An 18,414-nucleotide genomic window follows, 5' to 3' on the forward strand; every position below is an offset into this window, starting at 1 on the left:
CCTGATGGCTGTTTTTTATTTGCTGATTAATCATGATTTTTCTGGAAAAAACGCGGCAGGGATTAATAATGATCGCTTTTCCGCTAGAATGGAAGATATGAAAGTTTGCCTGTTTCCTAATGACCAGCCGCAGTCCTTGAAGGTTGCTGACTTGTTAAAAAATAAATTAGAAGCAGCCGGCCAGGAAGTCTCCAGCCGACAGCCGAATTTGGTGGTCTCAATCGGTGGAGATGGCACTTTTTTGTCAGCAGTTCACCAGTTTTCCAATCAATTAGCCAACATTCGTTTTGTTGGCGTACATACAGGGCATCTAGGCTTTTATTCGGATTGGCTCGTTGATGAACTCGATGACCTGGTGGATAAAATTACTCATGATCACGGGCAGTTGAACGAATACCCGTTAATGGAGGGCGAGGTTTTTTATGCCGATGGGCAGGTTGCCGAGATATTAGCGGTCAATGAAATCATTTTGAACAGAATTACCAATTCATTGGCGATTGATGTTTATATCAATGATGTGCTGTTTGAAAAGTTTCGCGGGGATGGCCTAGCTGTTTCCACACCGGCTGGTTCTTCAGGTTATAACAAATCTTTGGGCGGCGCTTTGATTGATCCAGATTTTGCAGCTTTACAGATGACCGAGATTGCTTCCATTAATAACCGTGTTTATCGGACATTAGGCTCACCGATTATTGTGTCAGCTGATACACGCATTCGTGTTGTCTTGGAAGTGGGGAATTCGACAATTAATTATGATAGTTTCCAATTGCCGCAGGTAGCCTACAGACAAATTTTATTCAAAATTTCCAAAGAACCATTAAAAATGGCCAATTACAAACAGATTAGTTTTTGGCAACGCGTCAAGAATTCATTTATTGGAGACGGCCATCAATGAAGTTTTCCTGGGTTTCTGATCTAGACGACATGCAAAAAGTTCGTCTCTTTTTAAAAGCGCGCGGCGTTTCGCATCGGATGTTTTCACAATTAAAGCATTTTGGCGGCAAAATCGTCGTGGATAATCGTGAGGTTTTCACGAATGATTATGTTAAGCCAGGTCAACAGATCAGTATTTTCATGCCAGCTGAAAAAGAAAACGATCAACTGACAGCCGATTTTAAAGATTCGCTGGATATCGTTTTTGAGGACGACAATTTTTTGCTTATCAATAAAGCACCATTTGTGACGACTGTTCCTGGCCACGCTGACCGGCAAACGACACTGGTCAATATGGTGAAAGCCCATCTGATTACTGAAGAAGCCGAAAGTCTTGTGCCGCATGTTGTGACGCGTTTAGACCGTGATACAAGCGGGCTGGTCTTGCTGGCCAAACATAAATTTGCACACGCGTTGTTAAATGACGCGCTCATGGATCATCACGACATCGAGAAATTTTATCAAGCCTTTGCTGTCGGTGATTTTCCTGAAGACCACGGCATCATTGATCAGCCAATTGGACGTATTGAAGGCGACTTTATCAGGCGGCAGGTGCGGCCGGACGGTAAGGAGTCGTTGACTGAATATTGGGTCGAAAAGCGTTTTGACAACTTTACCCAGTTAAAAGTCCAGCTGCATACGGGTCGTACTCACCAGATTCGCGTTCACTTAGCTTGGGCGGGCCATCCCTTGGTCGGCGACGAACTTTATGCCGGCCCGAAATCAGCTTTTATCTTCCGTCAGGCCCTGCACGCTTCGGATTTGACTTTTTTTGATCCTTTTGCAAACAAAAACCAGCATTTTCATGCTGGCCTGCCAGAAGATATTCAGCGTTTGATTGATGCTGGACACTACTAATTCAATTACGCCTGGAAGTAAACACGAACGGCTTCAGGCACGTAAAAGTCTTTTTGAATCAGGGTCAATTCGCCGCTAGTCTTGTCAATGGCATAACTAGAAGCGTTATTTGTATTTTGGTTAACCGCGACCAGATAACGGCCGTCCGGTGTGATATTGAAATCGCGCGGGAAATCACCCTCGGTTGGGATCTGCTGGATGAGTTTGACATCATTCTCATCGTCTGCGATTTTGAAAACGGCGATTGAATTATATCCACGATTTGACGTGTAAATATACTTATAATCATCCGACAGGCGGATCGCTGCTGCGCCGTTATGTTTGGTCCAATCAGCTGGGATAGTCGAAATTGTCGAGATTAACTTGAATTTTCCTTCCTGATATTTCAATAGGGACAGTTTTGAAGAAAGTTCGCCTAATAGAAATGCACGTTTGCCATCTTCGCTGAAACGAATATGGCGCGGGCCAAAACCGGCTTCAGTCCGAAAACGAATCGGCTCTGATAATTTGCCATCCTGAGAAATTTCAAAAGTCAGTACTTCATCAGTTCCTAGGTCAACAGCCACCAAACGATTATCGGGTGTTAGACTCGTGAAATGGATATGAGCCGAATCCTGCTCGGCTTTTGGCCCTTTACCTTCGTTTTGAAAATCATCTGTCTTAATTAATTTTTGGCCGTCAATCTTGAAAATTGTGATCAAGCCGGTATGATAGTTGCCTGTGAACACCAGCTGTCGGCCTTCATCGACAAAAACGTAAGCTGGCGAAGCACCATCGCTAATCTGCTCGTCTGTTTTTGTAAAGGGCATCGTCGATGTGTCCCAGACGGAGACGCCGCCGCGATCGCCTTGTTTATCTACGGCGTAAAGCAAACCTGCGTTTGAAAGTGCGAAATAGGTCGGAGATCCTATCTGTGCAACGTTTTCCAGGTTATTAAGTTTTCCATCATCTGATAGGAAGGCTTCATATAGACCCTTGGAATCAGATTTCGTATAAGTTCCAAATAACAATTTGTAGCTCATTATTTTTCCTTTCGTGTTACATTACTATTATCATTCATGATAGAGTAAAAGGGAAATGCGATTGAATAAAAATGATAGCACTGAACAAAAAAGCTGGTTTTATCGTTGGGTTGTCAATAACCGCTTAGTTGCGGCACTTATAGTGGTTATTGTGCTTCTCGCAGCTGTCTATATGATGCGCCGAGTCAGTTTCATTTTCGAACCAATTACGGCACTATTTACAGCAGTTGGTGCGCCGATGATCACAGCTGGTATTTTTTACTATCTGCTAATTCCGATTGTGAATTGGGCTAACCGAAAATTCCGCTGGTCCAAGCAGACGATCGTTTTGATTATCTTTCTGATTGTGTTTGCAATTTTGATTCTTGGTATTATTTTTATCTCGCCGATTATTCGAACTAATTTTGTTCAATTTGCCAAACACTGGCCGGACTACTATAAACACTGGTCACGCCAGTTATTGGTCTGGCTGGACTATCCAGCACTCAACCCGATTAAGAACTGGGCATTGGATGCCAACAATAATCTGAACAAGACAATTATCGATTGGTCTCGAAGTTATTTATCCAATGGCATTGCCGGTGTTGGCTGGATTACACGCTTTTTGACAATGACTGCGATCACGCTAGTCACTTTTCCCTTTATGCTGTATTACATGCTAAAAGAGAGTGATAAGTTCCCAAAATATATATCGCAATTTTTTCCTGAAAAAACACGCTCAAGCCTCATGGAAGTCTTATATGAAATTAACAAACAGATTTCCGATTATTTAAGAGGCCAGATCTTGACTGCACTAGCAGTATCGATTATGTTCATGATCGGTTTTTCAGTCATTGGCTTGCCTTACGGTATTTGGATCGGCCTGCTAGCTGGGCCGCTGAACCTGATCCCGTATCTAGGCTCTTTTCTCGCTATGGTACCAGCTGTCATCATTGCTCTGCTCGGAAGTACAAATCTCTTATTGGCCGTCTTGGTCGTGTTTGCTATTGAACAGACCTTAGAGTCTCGTCTGATTCATCCAAAAATTATGGGTGCCTCAATGCACATTCATCCGGTCACGATTCTAGTTATTTTATTAGCTGCCGGCGAGATGTTCGGCTTGCTTGGCGTCGCTTTTGGCATTCCAGCCTACGCGGTTCTGAAGGTCTTAATTAGCCGAATTTATCTTTGGTGGCGCCAGAATTCGGAGTTATTCAAGTCATGAACCATATTGTTTTATTTGAGCCGTCTATGCCGGCAAATACAGGGAACATCGCCCGTACTGCGACCGCCATTAATGCACGGCTGCACTTGATTAAGCCATTGGGCTTTGATCTGGACGATAAAAAGGTTATTCGAGCAGGCTTAGATTACTGGAAAAATGTTGATATTACCCTGCACGAAAATTTACCTGCTTTTTTATCGACCATCGATAATGCTCAGCTCTTTCTTGTGTCCAAGTATGCTGAAAAATCCTATGATCAGATAGATTATTCGGATCGCAGCCAAGATCGTTATTTTCTATTTGGCAATGAGGCTTATGGTTTGCCGGAAGTATTTATGCGCCGGAATCCAGAAAAAGCCGTTCGAATTCCACAAAATGATCAGCATGTCCGATCATTGAATTTAAGCAACTCTGTGGCAATTGTTTTATACGAAGTCTTGCGTCAACAGAATTTTTCTGGTTTGGAACGTGAACATTTTTATGAACAGGACAAGTTAAAGTAAACCTTAAGGCATTTTTAACTGAACCTGTTTTTTTATAGACTTAATTGTGGACTATGGCAGCTAGAACTAGAAAAAAAGCAAGTACAAGAAGAAGCAGAAAAAATCAAGGTATTGATCCGAAAATTGTGGTGGTTCTCATTTTTGAGATCTTTTTTGCTTTAGGGATCTTTCGCTTGGGCCTTGTCGGGAATTTTCTTGCAGATGCCTATAAATATGTTTTTGGCGACTATTTTGTCATTTTTGTTTTGATGATCGCTATTTTCTTCGCTTATTGGCTGTTATATCGCAAATTTCCTAAAATTCCCGGCCGGATTATAGTTGGTATCTTGTTCATCGCTTTGCCTTTTTTGACAATCAGTTCACTTTTTTTTGCATCAACTCTGAAAAACGATAGCAGCCTGATATCTCAATTGGGCCAAATTATCATAAATGATATGCGTCGCGGGCATTCACAATCAGCCAGCGGCGGCGGGATTATCGGTGCAGCCATCTATACTGGGTTGGCACGCCTGATTGCAAACGCCGGAGTCTGGGTGATCTCGATTCTATCTCTGATTTTTGGCATTTTCCGTCTGTTGAATAAATCGGTTCTGCATTCTGCCTCCAAGGCTGCTGAATTCAGCCGTGATAAGATTTCAGACATTCAAGAAAAGCGGCTCAACGCACCAAATAATGGCAAAGAGTCGAACTTTTTCAAAAAATATTTTGAGGATCCTAATAGTGCTGACCCCAAAAGCGATGCGCAGGCAGGCAAGCCAACCAGTGGCCAGCCATCACCGGTTCAGCCAAAAATCCATTGGAATCAGACAACAAGTCCCACAGACAGTAGTTCTGCCGACAAAGAAAGCGCTGCTTTGCTGAATAGCCTTCGTCCTGTTCCAACAAGTGCTGCGCCAGATGATTTTGGCGAAGATGCTGCTACGGCAATTTCGGACGATCAGGTGGTAGATTCGATTGAAACAGCTGATAACCCTGATTATCAGGTACCACCGGCGACGATCTTATCTCACGTACGTGCAGTTGATCAGACCGGTGAATTTCGCCAGTTGAACAAAAAATCTCAAATTGTCCGTGATACGCTCAAGTCTTTCAATATCGAGACAGAAGTGAGTTCTGTCAGCTTGGGCCCAACTGTCACACAATATGAACTCAAGCCGGCACGCGGTGTCAAAGTCTCGACGATTGCCAACCGTGCTGATGATTTGGCTTTAGCTCTTTCGGCAAAATCTATTCGTATTGAGGCACCAATCCCTGGCAAACCCTTCGTTGGTGTTGAAGTTCCCAATGAAGTTCAGGCAACTGTGGGCTTTTCTGATGTGATTGAACATTCAAGCTTTAATCCGAAACACCCATTGACGGTTCCTTTGGGCCGTGATGTTGATAATCAAGTCATTTCAGCTGATTTAGCGGCAATGCCGCATTTGCTGATTGCTGGTGCGACTGGTTCTGGAAAATCGGTCGCTATTAACGGCATTATCAGTTCTTTGTTAATGCGCCTGAAGCCTAACGAAGTCAAGCTGATGATGGTGGATCCTAAAAGGGTTGAATTGTCTATGTATAATGATTTGCCGCATCTGCTTGCGCCTGTTATTTCAGAGCCGAGAAAAGCAGCACGCGGACTGCAGAAAGCGGTTAAAGAGATGGAACGGCGTTATGAGCTTTTCGCCGACCATGGCGTCCGCAACATTGATGGCTGGAACCAAAAAGTCGCTGATTACAATAAAACAAAGGGACATGTGATGCCCAAAATGCCTTATATCGTGATCATTGTTGATGAGCTGGCCGATTTGATGATGACTGCTAAAAGCGATGTCGAGACGACAATTGTGCGTATTGCACAGATGGGCCGAGCTGCTGGTGTACACCTGATTTTGGCAACGCAAAGGCCTTCTGTCGATGTTATTACCGGTTTGATCAAGGCTAACGTCCCATCCAGGATTGCGTTTGCCGTTTCCTCTGGTATCGACAGCCGCACCATCTTGGACCAAAATGGGGCTGAAAAATTGCTAGGCAAGGGGGATATGCTATTTGCGCCGGTTGGCAAGGAACCAACGAGAATTCAAGGCGCGTTTATCTCTGACCAGGACGTTGAGGCCGTAACGGCCTTTATTCGAAAGGAATCTCCGGCTCAATACGCTTCCAGTATGCTGGTAGACGATGACAGCCAGGAAGATGACCAAACGGATGAAACAGGTGCCAATGGCGAGCCAGTTGATGATTTGTTTAACGAAGCTTCTGAGTTTGTCATTCAACAGAAAAAAGCATCTACGAGTCTGCTTCAACGTCGTTTCCGTATTGGCTATAATCGAGCAGCCCGAATTATCGATGATTTGCAAGCGGCTGGCATTGTTGGGCCGCAAGATGGCAGCCGCCCCAGGGATGTGCTGGTTAGTCACCAAGATAATCCGGAAGAAGATCGCTAGTCTTGAGTTTTAAAAAAACTTTCCAGCGGCCGATATTTAACGTATTGTATAAACTATGTTCTATTCTGCAATAACTTTCTGGCTGATCTCACTTTTCTCCTGGGTTGCACTGCAATTTTTTGCACGCCAATATCATATTAGCGACCTGCCCTTTTGGACCTGGTTATTGCCAGCAGACTTCTTCCTGGCGATTGGAATTATTAATAAATATTTAAGTTTTAATTTTCAATATATCCTGATCACCGCCTGGCTGATTTTATGGCTTTCGATTATTATTTTGCTAATCTGGCGGTCCGAAGATCGTCGGAGCCTCAAGCGTTACTGGTCATTTTTTATTAATTTAAGCGGCATTTTACTACTGTTAGAGGTGATCGGAATTGCCGCCTATATTTTCTTAAACAAAGATTAAAAGCTAGACCGAAAGGTCTTTTTTTGTGTCCAAAATAGGCGTTTTTCAAAGTGGGTTTTGAGTGGAAATAAGTGGGGCAAAGTGGTAAATTTATGAAGTGAACTTGAAAGGAGGATTAGACGCATGTTTATGGGCGAGTATCAGCACACGCTGGATGATAAATCCCGTTTAATTATTCCGGCCAAGTTTAGAAATCAACTGGGGGACACTTTTATTGTGACCCGTTGGATGGAACATTCTTTATTTGCCTTCCCAAAAGACGAGTGGGACAAGTTCGAAAGCAAGCTGGATAAACTGCCTTTAGGTGCAAAAGACGCACGGGCTTTTCGGCGTTTTGTCCTGGCTGGCGCGGTGGAAGCTGAATTTGACAAACAGGGAAGAATTATTATTCCGGCCGTATTAAAAACACATGCTCAGTTGGCTAAAAGCGTTGTCATTACTGGTTCTGGTAATGGGTTTGAAATCTGGAGCAAGAATAACTGGGACGAATATACAGCGGGTACAACTGAGAATTTTGATCAGATTGCCGAAGAATTAACGGACTTTGACCTATGAAAACAGACGACTATGGACATATCACAGTTTTCCTACAGCAAGCGGTTGCAGCATTGGAAGTCCGTCCTGATGGGATTTATGTTGATGCAACGCTTGGCGGCGGCGGTCACAGCGACTTGATTCTCAAAAAAGCACTGCAAGGCCATCTGTACAGCTTTGATCAGGATGAAGAAGCAATTCGTTTCAATGAAAAACGTTTTGCTCATGAAATTGCTGCTGGCAGGATGACGCTGATTCACGATAATTTTAAAAACTTGGCCAGTGAACTTGCAAAATACGGCGTTGCACAAATTGATGGCATTGTCTTTGATCTGGGCGTCAGTTCGCCACAGTTTGACGAACAAGGCCGCGGCTTTAGTTATCGTAGTGATGCGCGCTTAGATATGCGAATGGATCAGGAACAATCCCTCGATGCATATGAGATTGTCAATCATTGGGATTATAAGGAACTAGCTCAGATTCTGAATCGTTATGGCGAAGAAAAGTTTGCTTCTTCGATTGCCAGACGGATTTTGTTGCAGCGTGAGCAGGCTCCGATCGAGACGACTGAACAACTGGTCGCGGTGATCAAAGAAGCACTTCCTGACCGGGTTCTGCATGCTAAAGGGCATCCGGCTAAAAAAACTTTTCAGGCCATTCGAATCGCAGTTAATGACGAATTGAATGTCCTTAAAGAAGCGCTGGCTCAGTCGGCTAATCTATTAGCGCCCCATGGCCGAATTGCAGTGATTACTTTTCAATCCTTAGAGGATCGCATTGTTAAACAATTTTTTCGTGAAATGTCAACGAAAAATCAGCTTCCTGACAAGCTGCCGGTCTTAGACAAAGACATTAAAGAAGATTTCCAATTGGTCACGCGGCACCCGATCATACCTAATGAAAAAGAAATCTCGGCAAATCATCGATCTCACAGCGCAAAGCTGCGTGTTTTGGAGAAAAACTAATGGCAGAAAATGCACCTTCATATACATATAGAAAAGTCAATAAACAAGCATCGACTTTAAAACTCGTTAAAAGCCGACCAGTTGTACGAACCTATAAGAGAGCTCGCTGGTCGCTTGGCGATTTTGTGTTTGTCTTTATAGTTGCAGCATGCGTATCGGCTGTCATGTTTGCCAGTATTCTGCTTTCCAATACGACTGCACGCGTTGATGACCAGCTGCAGGCAGCGAACGGACGAATTCAGGCACTGCGTAGCGAAAACGATAAATCCAAAGAAGAGATTAATAAGGCGACGAGCGTGATAGCTTTGCAGCGTTTTGCCAAACAGAATGGCATGACGTTGAACTCAGCAAACGTTCAGAATATTAATAAATAGTGGCAAAGAAGAGAAAGAAAAAAGTATCAAGTCCGATTAACCGCAGCAAAAGAGCTGGTGTGGTGATTTTTTTTACCATTTCGCTGGTTCTCTTACTCTTATCCGGGCATTTTGTTTATGTCGCTGCAACTCGCAATATTAAAGGACGCAAACTCTCCGAAACCGAACTGCGTCATTTTATGCGCGATCAGGCGATTCAGCCTCATCGTGGCAATATTTTTGATGCCAGCGGTCAGGCATTGGCCGAAAATACGACAACCTACAATCTTTATGCCATTGTCAAAAAAGGCTTTCGTTCGGGTACTAAACCGCTCTATGTTGTCAACAAGCAGAAAACCGCACGTATTCTTGCACCAATACTCGGCATGAAAGAGGCGGACGTCTTAAATCACTTGCAGGCCAGTCCTGGTACTTTTCAGGTCGAATTTGGTTCAGCAGGAGACAATCTGTCCATTGCTCAGCATGATAAAATTGTGGCGGCAAAACTGCCAGGCCTGAATTTTGTCAGTAATGCAGCTCGTTTTTATCCGAATGGTGTTTTTGCCTCACAATTGATCGGCCTTGTTGCGAACAACAATGACGGCAATCAACCTTCTAAGATGACCGGCATTATGGGCCTGGAACAGTCTTTAAACCGCTACTTAACAGGAAAGGCAGGCATCAAAACCGGCCAACAGACTGCAGGTGGTGTGGATTTGACATCGTTTACAAATAAAAAGGTCAAAAATGGTGATGACGTTTATCTGACTCTGGATTATCATTTGCAGTTTCAGCTCGAACATTTAATGAGCAATGTCTTTGATAAGACTAAGCCGCAAGCAATGACAGCTATTCTTGCCAATGCTAAAACGGGTGCAATCCTTGCTGCGACGCAAAGGCCGACCTTCAATGCCTCGACAAAGGCCGGCTTAAGTAAAATGTGGGACAATCTTTTGGTGCAAGATCCGGTAGAGCCTGGGTCAACAATGAAAACTTTTACGCTTTCTGCAGCGATTGACAGCGGCCATTGGAATCCGAATGCTATCTATAAATCCGGTACCTTAAATATTGGTAACCAAAAAGTCTTTGATTTTAACAGGAATATGGGCAATATCAGTTATCGGGAAGGTTTTGCGCGCTCTTCCAATGTGGCCTTTGCAAAAACAGAGATGGCCATGGGGCCGTCTATCTGGCGGGACTATCTGACTCGTTTTAATTTTCTGAAAGCCACACAGACGATGCTGCCAAACGAAGCAGCCGGATCAATGGTCTTTAATGAGCCAATCGAGCAGGCGAATACAGCTTTCGGTCAAGGAATTGAAGTGACGCCCATGCAGATCGTCCAGGCGCTCACAGCAGTTGCCAATAACGGCCGAATGGTGCGCCCATATATTGTTTCAAAAATTGTTAATCCTGACAGCAAGAAAACGGCTTATGAACATAAAGTGCAGCACTTATCTGTCGTGATGCGTCCGACAACAGCACAGCAGGTCAGAAAAGATATGATTGACGTTGTTAATTTACCAGATGGGACTGCTCGGATCTATTCATTAGCTCAACAAGGTATTCAAATTGCAGCAAAAACCGGAACGGCTCAAATCGCTATCAATGGTAAATATACGAATAATTATTCGGCTTCGACACATTCCGTAGAGGTTTTAGTTCCAGCTGATGATCCGCAATTTATTTTTTACATGTACTTGCGGCAGCCGAAAGAATTTATTGGCGGTTTTGCTGATGCCACGATCAATACAGTTTTTCATCCTTTGATTTTGTCGGCTCTCAATGATGCTAAAACTTCCGTAGCGGGGAAAAATACAAATTTACTTCTGCCGAATTTTGTTGGGCAGACAGTTGACCAAGCTCGTCAAACTGCTCAAAGCAATAGTTTGACTGTTGTGATTGCCGGTGATGCTGACAAAAAAATCTGCTGGCAGTCTGTTGGCCCATCCGCTCAGGTGATTACTGGACAAAAGATTTTTTTGAGAACATCTGGCAAAATAATCATGCCGGATATGAAGGGTTGGTCGATCTCTGATATCTCCACATTCAGTAGTATGGCAAAATTAAATCTATCCTATTCTGGAACTGGCCAGCTCGTCTCGCAAAATATCAAACCCGGAAGCAATCTCACAAAAGGACAAAAATTAGAGGTAGATCTGCAATGATGTTTCAAATGTTTCTAGCATTAATTATTAATTTCTTGATTGTTTTGTTGGCAATTCCAATTCTGACAAAATACTTGAAAGCAAGAGGCGAGGTTGGCGTCGAAAGAAGTGGCAAACATGGTTTTGGCGTAGATACTTCTGCAAAAAACGGGACACCATCGATGGGCGGCTTGGCCTTTATCTTATCGTCTCTGTTATCATCTCTGCTGCTGCTCATGATTTTTCACGAGGTGACCACAGTTTACCTGCTGATTTTAGTCTCGGTATTTTCCTATGGCGTGATTGGTTTTATTGACGATTGGCTGAAGGCCTTCTACCACCGTGACGATGGTTTCCGTTTTCTTCCGAAACTGCTATCTCAGATTTTTTCCGGATTGTTAACAACGCTTGTCCTTCTCTTTTCCGGCTTATCTGATCAGCTGACTTTCGCATTTCTCAAACAGCTGCCGATTTACCTGCTTTTTGAATTTATTTTTTATTTAGTCTGGTTTGTCGGCTGGAGCAACGCCGCTAATTTCGTTGATGGTATCGATGGCTTGCTGGCAGGTGTTGCCATCATTATGTTTGCGGGCTTTGCTTTGATTTCCTGGCGGAATGGCTCAACGGTACTGTTCTTGTTTGATGTCTCTTTGATCGGATCTCTATTGGCCTATTTGATTTTCAATAAGCCCAAGGCATCGATTTTTATGGGAGATTGCGGCAGTATGGCACTAGGCGCCGCAATGGCTGTTAATGTGATTATTTTAGGAAATCCTTGGAGCCTGTTGTGGTTTGGCTTAATCCCGCTGATACATACTTTGTCCGTCATGATTCAGGTTCCTGTCTATCATTTCTTCCACGTTCGTGTCTTTCCGGTAACGCCGCTGCAGCATGCATTTCAAAAGATTGGCTGGCCGGAGTGGCGCATTGACAGTCTCTATTGGCTGATTCAGTTTATAATTACCGTGATTGGAGTATATGTATGGATCAGATGAGTTTTGAAAATAAAAAAGTGCTTGTCTATGGCTGGGCACGTTCAGGAAGGGCTGCTTATCAATTTTTAAAAGAGTTGGGTGCTCAGGTATTTTTAACAACAGATGAAAAACCACAGGACTTGCCGGATGATACTAATTTTGTCACCGATATCGATGATAGTTTTGCCTATCTCGTAAAAAATCCTGGGATCAGATACGATAAACCGATTATCCAAAAAGCATTAGCCTTAAACATTCCTGTCATGACCGAAGTGCAGGTTGCTTTGAGCCAATATCATGGTGAAGTAATCGCGGTGACGGGTTCTAATGGTAAAACGACGACCACGACTTTGATTGGCAAGATGCTTCAGGCTGATCAAGTGGATGTCAAAATTGGCGGGAACATCGGTGTGCCTGTCAGCGAATTATTGTTAACAAAACCTTATCCTAAAGTGCTAATGCTGGAATTATCCAGTTTTCAGCTTGAAGGGGCGCAAAATATCGAACCAAGAATTGCTGTGATTACCAATTTGTTTGCTTCGCACATCGATTTTCATGGCACACGTGCTAATTATCTCAAGGCTAAATTCGCAATCACACAAAATCAGACTGCTGACGATTACCTTGTCTTAAATGATGCCTCGGCAGATGAAAAAGATTTCGCCAAACGCAGCCATGCACAGGCTTATTATTTCTCGCCAAGCAATACGCATGTGACCAGTTACGTCAATAATGATGTCATCTATTTTGAGGATGAAAAGATTATTGATCTAGATGAAGTCGTCTTGGTAGGCGAACATAACTTGGAGAATATTCTCGCTGCAATCACAGCTGCCAAGCTTTTCGGCGTATCCAATCAGGCGATTAAAGCCGTTCTCAGAAGTTTTAGCGGCCTGGAACATCGTTTGGAACATGTCGGCACCATCCACGACCGCATTGTTTACAACGATTCTAAGGCAACTGATATTGAGGCCACTCAAAAAGCCTTAGGCAGTTTCAAACAAGATATTACCTTAATTGCCGGCGGCTTGGATCGTGGCGATGATCTGACCAGATTAGTTCCGAATCTGAAAAAAGTTGTCAGTCTGATTGTTTACGGCCAGACCAAGGGCAAGCTGCAGGAAGCAGGGAAACTGGCCGGCATTGCTCGGATTGTTGTCGTTGACAATTTAACAGATGCTGTTGCGAAGGCTAAAGAAATCAGCCAGCCTGGTCAGGTCATTTTGTTCAGCCCGGCGGCTGCAAGTTGGGACCAATTTGCTAATTTTGAGATACGAGGGCGTGAGTTTAAGAAACTAATTCAGGCCGAGGAGGGCTGGTCATGAGTATGAGATTAATTGTTTCAGGCGGCGGCACCGGGGGACACATCTATCCGGCTTTGGCCTTAGTAGAGACGCTGCGAAAAAAAGATCCTGATGCCAAAGTACTTTACGTCGGCTCATTTCGCGGCTTAGAGGGCGGCATTGTCCCGAAAACGGGCCTGTCATTTAAGCAGCTTCATGTGCAGGGCTTTTCGCGTTCACTTTCTTTGACGAACTTCAAGACAATCAGGTTGTTTTTAAAAGCTGTTAAAGAGGCTAAAAAGATTATTGCTGATTTCAAACCGGATATCGTATTAGGTACTGGTGGTTATGTTTCGGGTGCTGTCCTATATGCGGCTCAACGCATGCATATCCCAACAGTGATTAATGAACAGAATTCCATTGCCGGCATGACAAATAAATTTCTTAGCCGAGGAGCTGACAAAATTGCGATCAGTTTTCCTAACGCGGCCAGTCAGTTTCCGAAAGATAAGGTCGTCATGACTGGCAATCCGCGCGGTCAGCAGGTGGCTGAAAAAAAGAGCACTTTCAGTCTGAAAGATATCTCATTTAAAGAGAAACTGCCAACAGTTTTGATTTTTGGCGGTTCCGGTGGTGCCTTGGCTTTAAATCGGGCTGTTGTTGATTTTGCACAGCGTTTTGCCAAACAAACACAGATGCAGGCAATTTTCGTTACTGGTAAAAAATACTTTGCCTCTGTTAGCGAAAAATTGCTTAATCTTGACGTTCATAGCAGCAATCTGGCAGTGCTGCCTTATCTAGATAATATGGATGAAGTACTGCCAAAAATAGATTTGCTGGTCAGCCGTTCCGGTGCAACAACCTTAGCTGAAATTACAGCACTAGGCATTCCATCGATTCTGATCCCGTCACCGAATGTGACTGCTAATCATCAGGAAAAAAATGCCCGCCAATTAGAAGAGGCTGGTGCGGCACAAGTCATTGTCGAATCAGAATTAACTTCCGCAAAGCTTTATCACGATATGACAGAGCTGCTGTCTGATTCAAAAAAACTGGAGCAAATGGCGGCTAAAGCCAAAAGCCTTGGTCACCCGGACGCCGCAGACCGGCTTTACGATCTGCTGCTTGAAGTGATTAATGACAAGCAGAGCCGCTAAAACACACAATCAAGTCCATAAACGGACAATGATCAATTTCCAAAAGGGCTCGCCTAATCTGCCGCATTTTAAAAATCCAATACTGAATAAGATTGGATTATTTTTTTCTGCCTTGATATTTGTTGTTTTGCTTGTTCAAATGCTGCTATTTTTGCGGCCTTTGCAAAAAATTACCGAAGTGAAAGTTTATACCGACCAGATGGATTATAAACAGATTTTGGACCGCGTTGGTATTCACACTGGTGATCCTTATTGGCGCTGGGCTGGCCAAGGGCAAACCGTCAACTATCCGGTTAAACACGATCCGATGATTAAATCTGTCAGTATGACTTTGTCTAAAAACGGCGTCGCGAGTCTGCATGTTCAAGAAATCTTAACGGCTGGTTTCGTCCAGAATGGACAAAGCTGGTATCGTTTGGACCAGCGGGGAAACCTGGGTCGCAAAATTGCTCAGCCCGATGGCAGAACACCTGTTTATACAAACTTTTCACAGAAGTCGCCTATTCTGAGACAGGCCGTCAAAGCCTACTTGTCTACGGATAAAGTGATTCGTCTATCTATTGGGCAAATCGTATTTTCGCCGGTTAAAAGTGCCCAGACAAGACTGGCACTAATTATGAACGATGGCAATCTCGTTTATGTACAGCCTGCTTCGATGGCGGCCAAGATGGCACTGTATCCGCAAATGGCAGCGGCGATGAAAGCACAAGGCATTGGAAAAGGGGTGATCGATTTGCAATATGGTTCTTTTGCAAGAAAATTTCAGGAAAGCGATAAACATTTGACTGATTCAATGCAAAATAACAAGTGACTGGATTACCGGTCAGAAAACAGCGAACAAATGTTTGAAAATTAAGATGGTTTTAAAGACCTTTATTATCATGGTAATCACTGTTAAATTTGTGTTTGTTGGATATGAATAATGATGTGATTGTCGGCCTAGATGTCGGCTCGGATAAAATTAAATGTGTGATTATCAAACGCACGCCTAATCAGCACTATGGTATTGTTGCTGTCGGCGAGACAGTCAGCCAGGGTGTTAAGCATGGTATGGTAGTAGATATAGCCGCAGCCAGCCGGTCGATTGCCGACGCGATTGCCCAGGCAGAAAGCAAAGCGAATTTCTCGATTACCGAGGTGAGCCTATCCTTACCGGCAATTCAAATTTCGATGCGGCATCTGCACGGCTCGGTGAATGTTGCCAGAAATGATAAACGCATTACTGAGGATGATGTTGTCAATGCCTTTCGACAAGCAGTTTCGACGGCTCAGCTGCCAGCTAACCAGGAAGTTGTCGATTTGATACCAGAGGAGTTTGTGATTGATGGCTTCGGCCAGGTTCCCAATCCGCTGGATATGGTTGGCGTGGTTCTCGAAGTGAACGCTCAGGCTTTTATCGGGCCCAAGACGATTGTTGAAAATTTGAAAACAGCCGTCCGCCAAGCGGGTTTGATTGTCTCTGAATTAATTCTTTCGCCAATCTCGGAAAGTGAATTGATACTCTCTGAGAATGAACAGAGCGAAGGCAGCATCATTATTGATTTAGGTGCCTTTCAGACAACGGCTTCCATTGTTAAAAATCATCGTTTACAGTTCATCGCAAATATTCAGCAGGGTGGTGCCTACGTCACTTCTGATATTCGGACCGTCTTGGCTGAGGAAAATCATATTTCGATTAGTTTTGATCAGGCTGAACAGATTAAACGTGATTTTGGGTATGCTGACCCCCTGAGGTTGGAAAGCGGGCGTAAGATCGAGCTCAATCGTGCTGGCAGCGGGCAGGTGCAGGAAGTTACGGTTTCCTATCTCTCGCAAATTATTGGTGCACGCCTAGAAGAAATTTCGTCTGAGCTATATGCCCATCTGAATCAGCTGCAGTCCTTACCGGTACCTAGAAGCATGGTTTTGACTGGCGGCGGCGCAGCTTTGGCTGGCATTGACGAACTGTTTAATAAACGTTTCAATAAACAAGTGCATGTGTTTGTTCCACAGGAAATTGGACTCAGGCATCCATCATTCGTCAATTCTTTGTCCGTTGCTAACTATGTTGCAAATCAATCTGTGACAGACTGGCTGGCAAAGCGTACACTAAATTTGGCACTGGTCCCTCCGAGTTCGGATTTCACACAGGCAAGCCCTGAAGGTGAGCAGCAAAAGGCAAGAAAGCGTAATAGAACCGGGTCAGATGAAAAAAAACCGGGTTTTCTTGATAAAATAAAAGAATATTATTCGCGGATGTTCGAATAAGAGGTAAAGATGGTAGGTAAAAGAAAAGCAACAGAAAATAATAATAACGACTTGGTTGCACCAGCAGCTCAGTCCGGTTATGGTGCAAACATTAAGGTTATCGGTGTTGGCGGCGGCGGTTCCAATGCAATCGATCGTATGATCGAAGAAGGGATCGAAGGCGTTCAGTTTATTGTCGCAAATACTGATATGCAGGCTTTGAGCGCTTCAAAAGCGCCAAACAAGCTTCAATTAGGACCAAAATTGACGCGCGGCCTCGGAGCTGGTTCGACACCGGAAGTCGGTGAAAAAGCTGGTGAGGAGTCACAACAATCAATTCAAGAAGTGCTGCAAGGAGCTGACTTAGTTTTTGTTACTGCCGGCATGGGCGGTGGTACCGGTAACGGTGCTGCTCCTGTGATCGCGCGCATTGCACGTGAGGTTGGTGCGCTGACTGTTGGTGTTGTGACTCGTCCCTTTAATTTTGAAGGGCCGAAGCGTGCCCGGTTTGCTGCTGAAGGTATTGCAAAATTGAAGGAAAACGTTGATACCTTGGTGGTTGTCTCCAACAATCGTCTTTTAGAAATCATGGATCGCAAGGCATCGTTGGCTGATTCCTTCAGAGCGGCTGATAATACTTTGCTGCAGGGTGTCCGCGGAATTTCCGACTTGATTACCAAGCCGGGTATCATCAACTTGGATTTTGCCGATGTTAAGACCATCATGACAAACGGTGGTATGGCTCTCATGGGTATCGGTTCTGCTACGGGCGAAAATCGTGCCGCAGAAGCGACAAAAGCTGCTATTGCCTCACCATTGCTCGAAGTTGACTTAAAGGGCGCTTCAGACGTTATTTTGAGTGTTACCGGTTCGGCTGATATGTCTCTGTACGAAGCTCAGACAGCGGCTGATGTTGTGACACAAGCTGCAGGACAAGATGTCAATATTGTCTTTGGAACTTCGGTCGATGACAAGCTTGAAGATGAGGTTCGTGTCACAGTTGTGGCCACACACATTAATCAAGGACCAAGCCAGCCAGCTGGTTCGTCTTCCAATGACGTTTTCACGATGAATAGCGAGGCACAGGATTCCGAAGCTGATCAGGGTAAGAAATCTTCCGTTTTCGATGATATTCCAAATGTGACTGTCGATCCGATTAGCGGTAACAACAAAGTTGTTCCGAATTCTAGCGCTGCTTCGGCGGCACCTAAATCCGCAGAGCCAAAGAATAATTCAGGTAAATTATTCGAAGATTGGCAGCTGAATACAGTTCGGCGCGATCAAAATCAGAACCCGCAGAACAATAATTCGCAATTTAATCGTCCAAATAATCAGAGTTCAGCGTTTAATCAATCCAACGATCCTTCGGATGATGATGACTCCTCATCGAGGCCCTCATTTTTCAAGCGTCATTAATATTTAA

At 44.1% G+C, this 18,414-nt stretch carries 17 protein-coding genes; 16 read left to right on the forward strand and 1 reads right to left on the reverse strand.

What is annotated here, in order from left to right:
• Positions 1-88 precede the first annotated feature (88 nt).
• Both ABF487_RS08195 and ABF487_RS08200 read left to right on the forward strand, forming a co-directional pair.
• A complete protein-coding gene (locus tag ABF487_RS08195; RefSeq protein ID WP_318528701.1) occupies positions 89-895 on the forward strand; it encodes an NAD kinase in 807 nt (268 codons plus the stop codon).
• Positions 892-1,791 carry an RluA family pseudouridine synthase gene (locus ABF487_RS08200; RefSeq protein ID WP_263779033.1) on the forward strand — a complete coding sequence of 300 codons (900 nt, stop codon included), beginning with the start codon at positions 892-894 and terminating at the stop codon, positions 1,789-1,791. Before ABF487_RS08195 ends, ABF487_RS08200 begins: the two co-directional genes overlap by 4 nt.
• 5 nt (positions 1,792-1,796) lie before the next feature.
• Here ABF487_RS08200 and ABF487_RS08205 read toward each other — a convergent pair whose 3' ends face one another.
• Complete coding sequence (locus ABF487_RS08205; RefSeq protein WP_263779031.1) at positions 1,797-2,813, reverse strand: lactonase family protein; 1,017 nt, start codon at positions 2,811-2,813, stop codon at positions 1,797-1,799.
• A gap of 55 nt (positions 2,814-2,868) precedes the next feature.
• On the opposite strand from ABF487_RS08205, the gene ABF487_RS08210 reads away from it, so the two are divergent.
• The 14 genes from ABF487_RS08210 to ftsZ all read left to right on the forward strand — a co-directional run bounded on the left by ABF487_RS08210 (position 2,869) and on the right by ftsZ (position 18,407).
• Entirely contained in the window at positions 2,869-4,017 is a 1,149-nt protein-coding gene (locus ABF487_RS08210; protein ID WP_263779029.1) for an AI-2E family transporter, read from the forward strand.
• Positions 4,014-4,520, forward strand: coding sequence for a tRNA (cytidine(34)-2'-O)-methyltransferase (locus ABF487_RS08215; protein ID WP_263779028.1), 507 nt, complete (start codon positions 4,014-4,016; stop codon positions 4,518-4,520). Before ABF487_RS08210 ends, ABF487_RS08215 begins: the two co-directional genes overlap by 4 nt.
• Before the next feature lie 53 nt (positions 4,521-4,573).
• On the forward strand, positions 4,574-6,943 hold the full coding sequence (locus ABF487_RS08220; RefSeq protein ID WP_263779027.1) for an FtsK/SpoIIIE family DNA translocase: 2,370 nt from the start codon (positions 4,574-4,576) through the stop codon (positions 6,941-6,943).
• Positions 6,944-6,998: 55 nt separating this feature from the next.
• The gene (locus ABF487_RS08225) at positions 6,999-7,352 is read left to right on the forward strand and encodes a hypothetical protein (protein ID WP_415625563.1); all 354 of its coding nucleotides are present in this window, start codon (positions 6,999-7,001) and stop codon (positions 7,350-7,352) included.
• A gap of 123 nt (positions 7,353-7,475) precedes the next feature.
• Entirely contained in the window at positions 7,476-7,907 is a 432-nt protein-coding gene (gene mraZ / locus ABF487_RS08230; protein ID WP_415634989.1) for a division/cell wall cluster transcriptional repressor MraZ, read from the forward strand.
• Positions 7,904-8,851 carry a 16S rRNA (cytosine(1402)-N(4))-methyltransferase RsmH gene (rsmH, locus tag ABF487_RS08235; RefSeq protein ID WP_415634990.1) on the forward strand — a complete coding sequence of 316 codons (948 nt, stop codon included), beginning with the start codon at positions 7,904-7,906 and terminating at the stop codon, positions 8,849-8,851. Before mraZ ends, rsmH begins: the two co-directional genes overlap by 4 nt.
• Positions 8,851-9,225, forward strand: coding sequence for a cell division protein FtsL (locus ABF487_RS08240; RefSeq protein WP_415634991.1), 375 nt, complete (start codon positions 8,851-8,853; stop codon positions 9,223-9,225). Before rsmH ends, ABF487_RS08240 begins: the two co-directional genes overlap by 1 nt.
• Positions 9,225-11,372: a penicillin-binding protein gene (locus tag ABF487_RS08245; protein ID WP_415634992.1), complete on the forward strand. Its 2,148-nt coding sequence runs from the start codon at positions 9,225-9,227 to the stop codon at positions 11,370-11,372. Before ABF487_RS08240 ends, ABF487_RS08245 begins: the two co-directional genes overlap by 1 nt.
• A gap of 8 nt (positions 11,373-11,380) precedes the next feature.
• On the forward strand, positions 11,381-12,346 hold the full coding sequence (locus ABF487_RS08250) for a phospho-N-acetylmuramoyl-pentapeptide-transferase (RefSeq protein WP_415634993.1): 966 nt from the start codon (positions 11,381-11,383) through the stop codon (positions 12,344-12,346).
• Positions 12,334-13,650 carry a UDP-N-acetylmuramoyl-L-alanine--D-glutamate ligase gene (murD, locus tag ABF487_RS08255; RefSeq protein ID WP_415634994.1) on the forward strand — a complete coding sequence of 439 codons (1,317 nt, stop codon included), beginning with the start codon at positions 12,334-12,336 and terminating at the stop codon, positions 13,648-13,650. The genes ABF487_RS08250 and murD overlap by 13 nt, the downstream gene beginning before the upstream one ends.
• A gap of 2 nt (positions 13,651-13,652) precedes the next feature.
• On the forward strand, positions 13,653-14,765 hold the full coding sequence (gene murG, locus ABF487_RS08260; RefSeq protein WP_415635013.1) for an undecaprenyldiphospho-muramoylpentapeptide beta-N-acetylglucosaminyltransferase: 1,113 nt from the start codon (positions 13,653-13,655) through the stop codon (positions 14,763-14,765).
• A 28-nt stretch (positions 14,766-14,793) separates the two neighbouring features.
• Positions 14,794-15,576 (forward strand): cell division protein FtsQ/DivIB, encoded by a 783-nt coding sequence (locus tag ABF487_RS08265; protein ID WP_415635014.1) that lies wholly within the window; start codon positions 14,794-14,796, stop codon positions 15,574-15,576.
• 104 nt (positions 15,577-15,680) lie between these two features.
• Entirely contained in the window at positions 15,681-17,012 is a 1,332-nt protein-coding gene (ftsA, locus tag ABF487_RS08270; RefSeq protein WP_415634995.1) for a cell division protein FtsA, read from the forward strand.
• Positions 17,013-17,021: 9 nt separating this feature from the next.
• Positions 17,022-18,407 carry a cell division protein FtsZ gene (gene ftsZ, locus ABF487_RS08275; protein ID WP_263779016.1) on the forward strand — a complete coding sequence of 462 codons (1,386 nt, stop codon included), beginning with the start codon at positions 17,022-17,024 and terminating at the stop codon, positions 18,405-18,407.
• Positions 18,408-18,414: the final 7 nt, after the last annotated feature.

Origin of the sequence: Oenococcus sp. (assembly GCF_047725585.1) — a bacterium.
Classification (GTDB): Bacteria; Bacillota; Bacilli; order Lactobacillales; family Lactobacillaceae; genus Oenococcus; species Oenococcus kitaharae_A.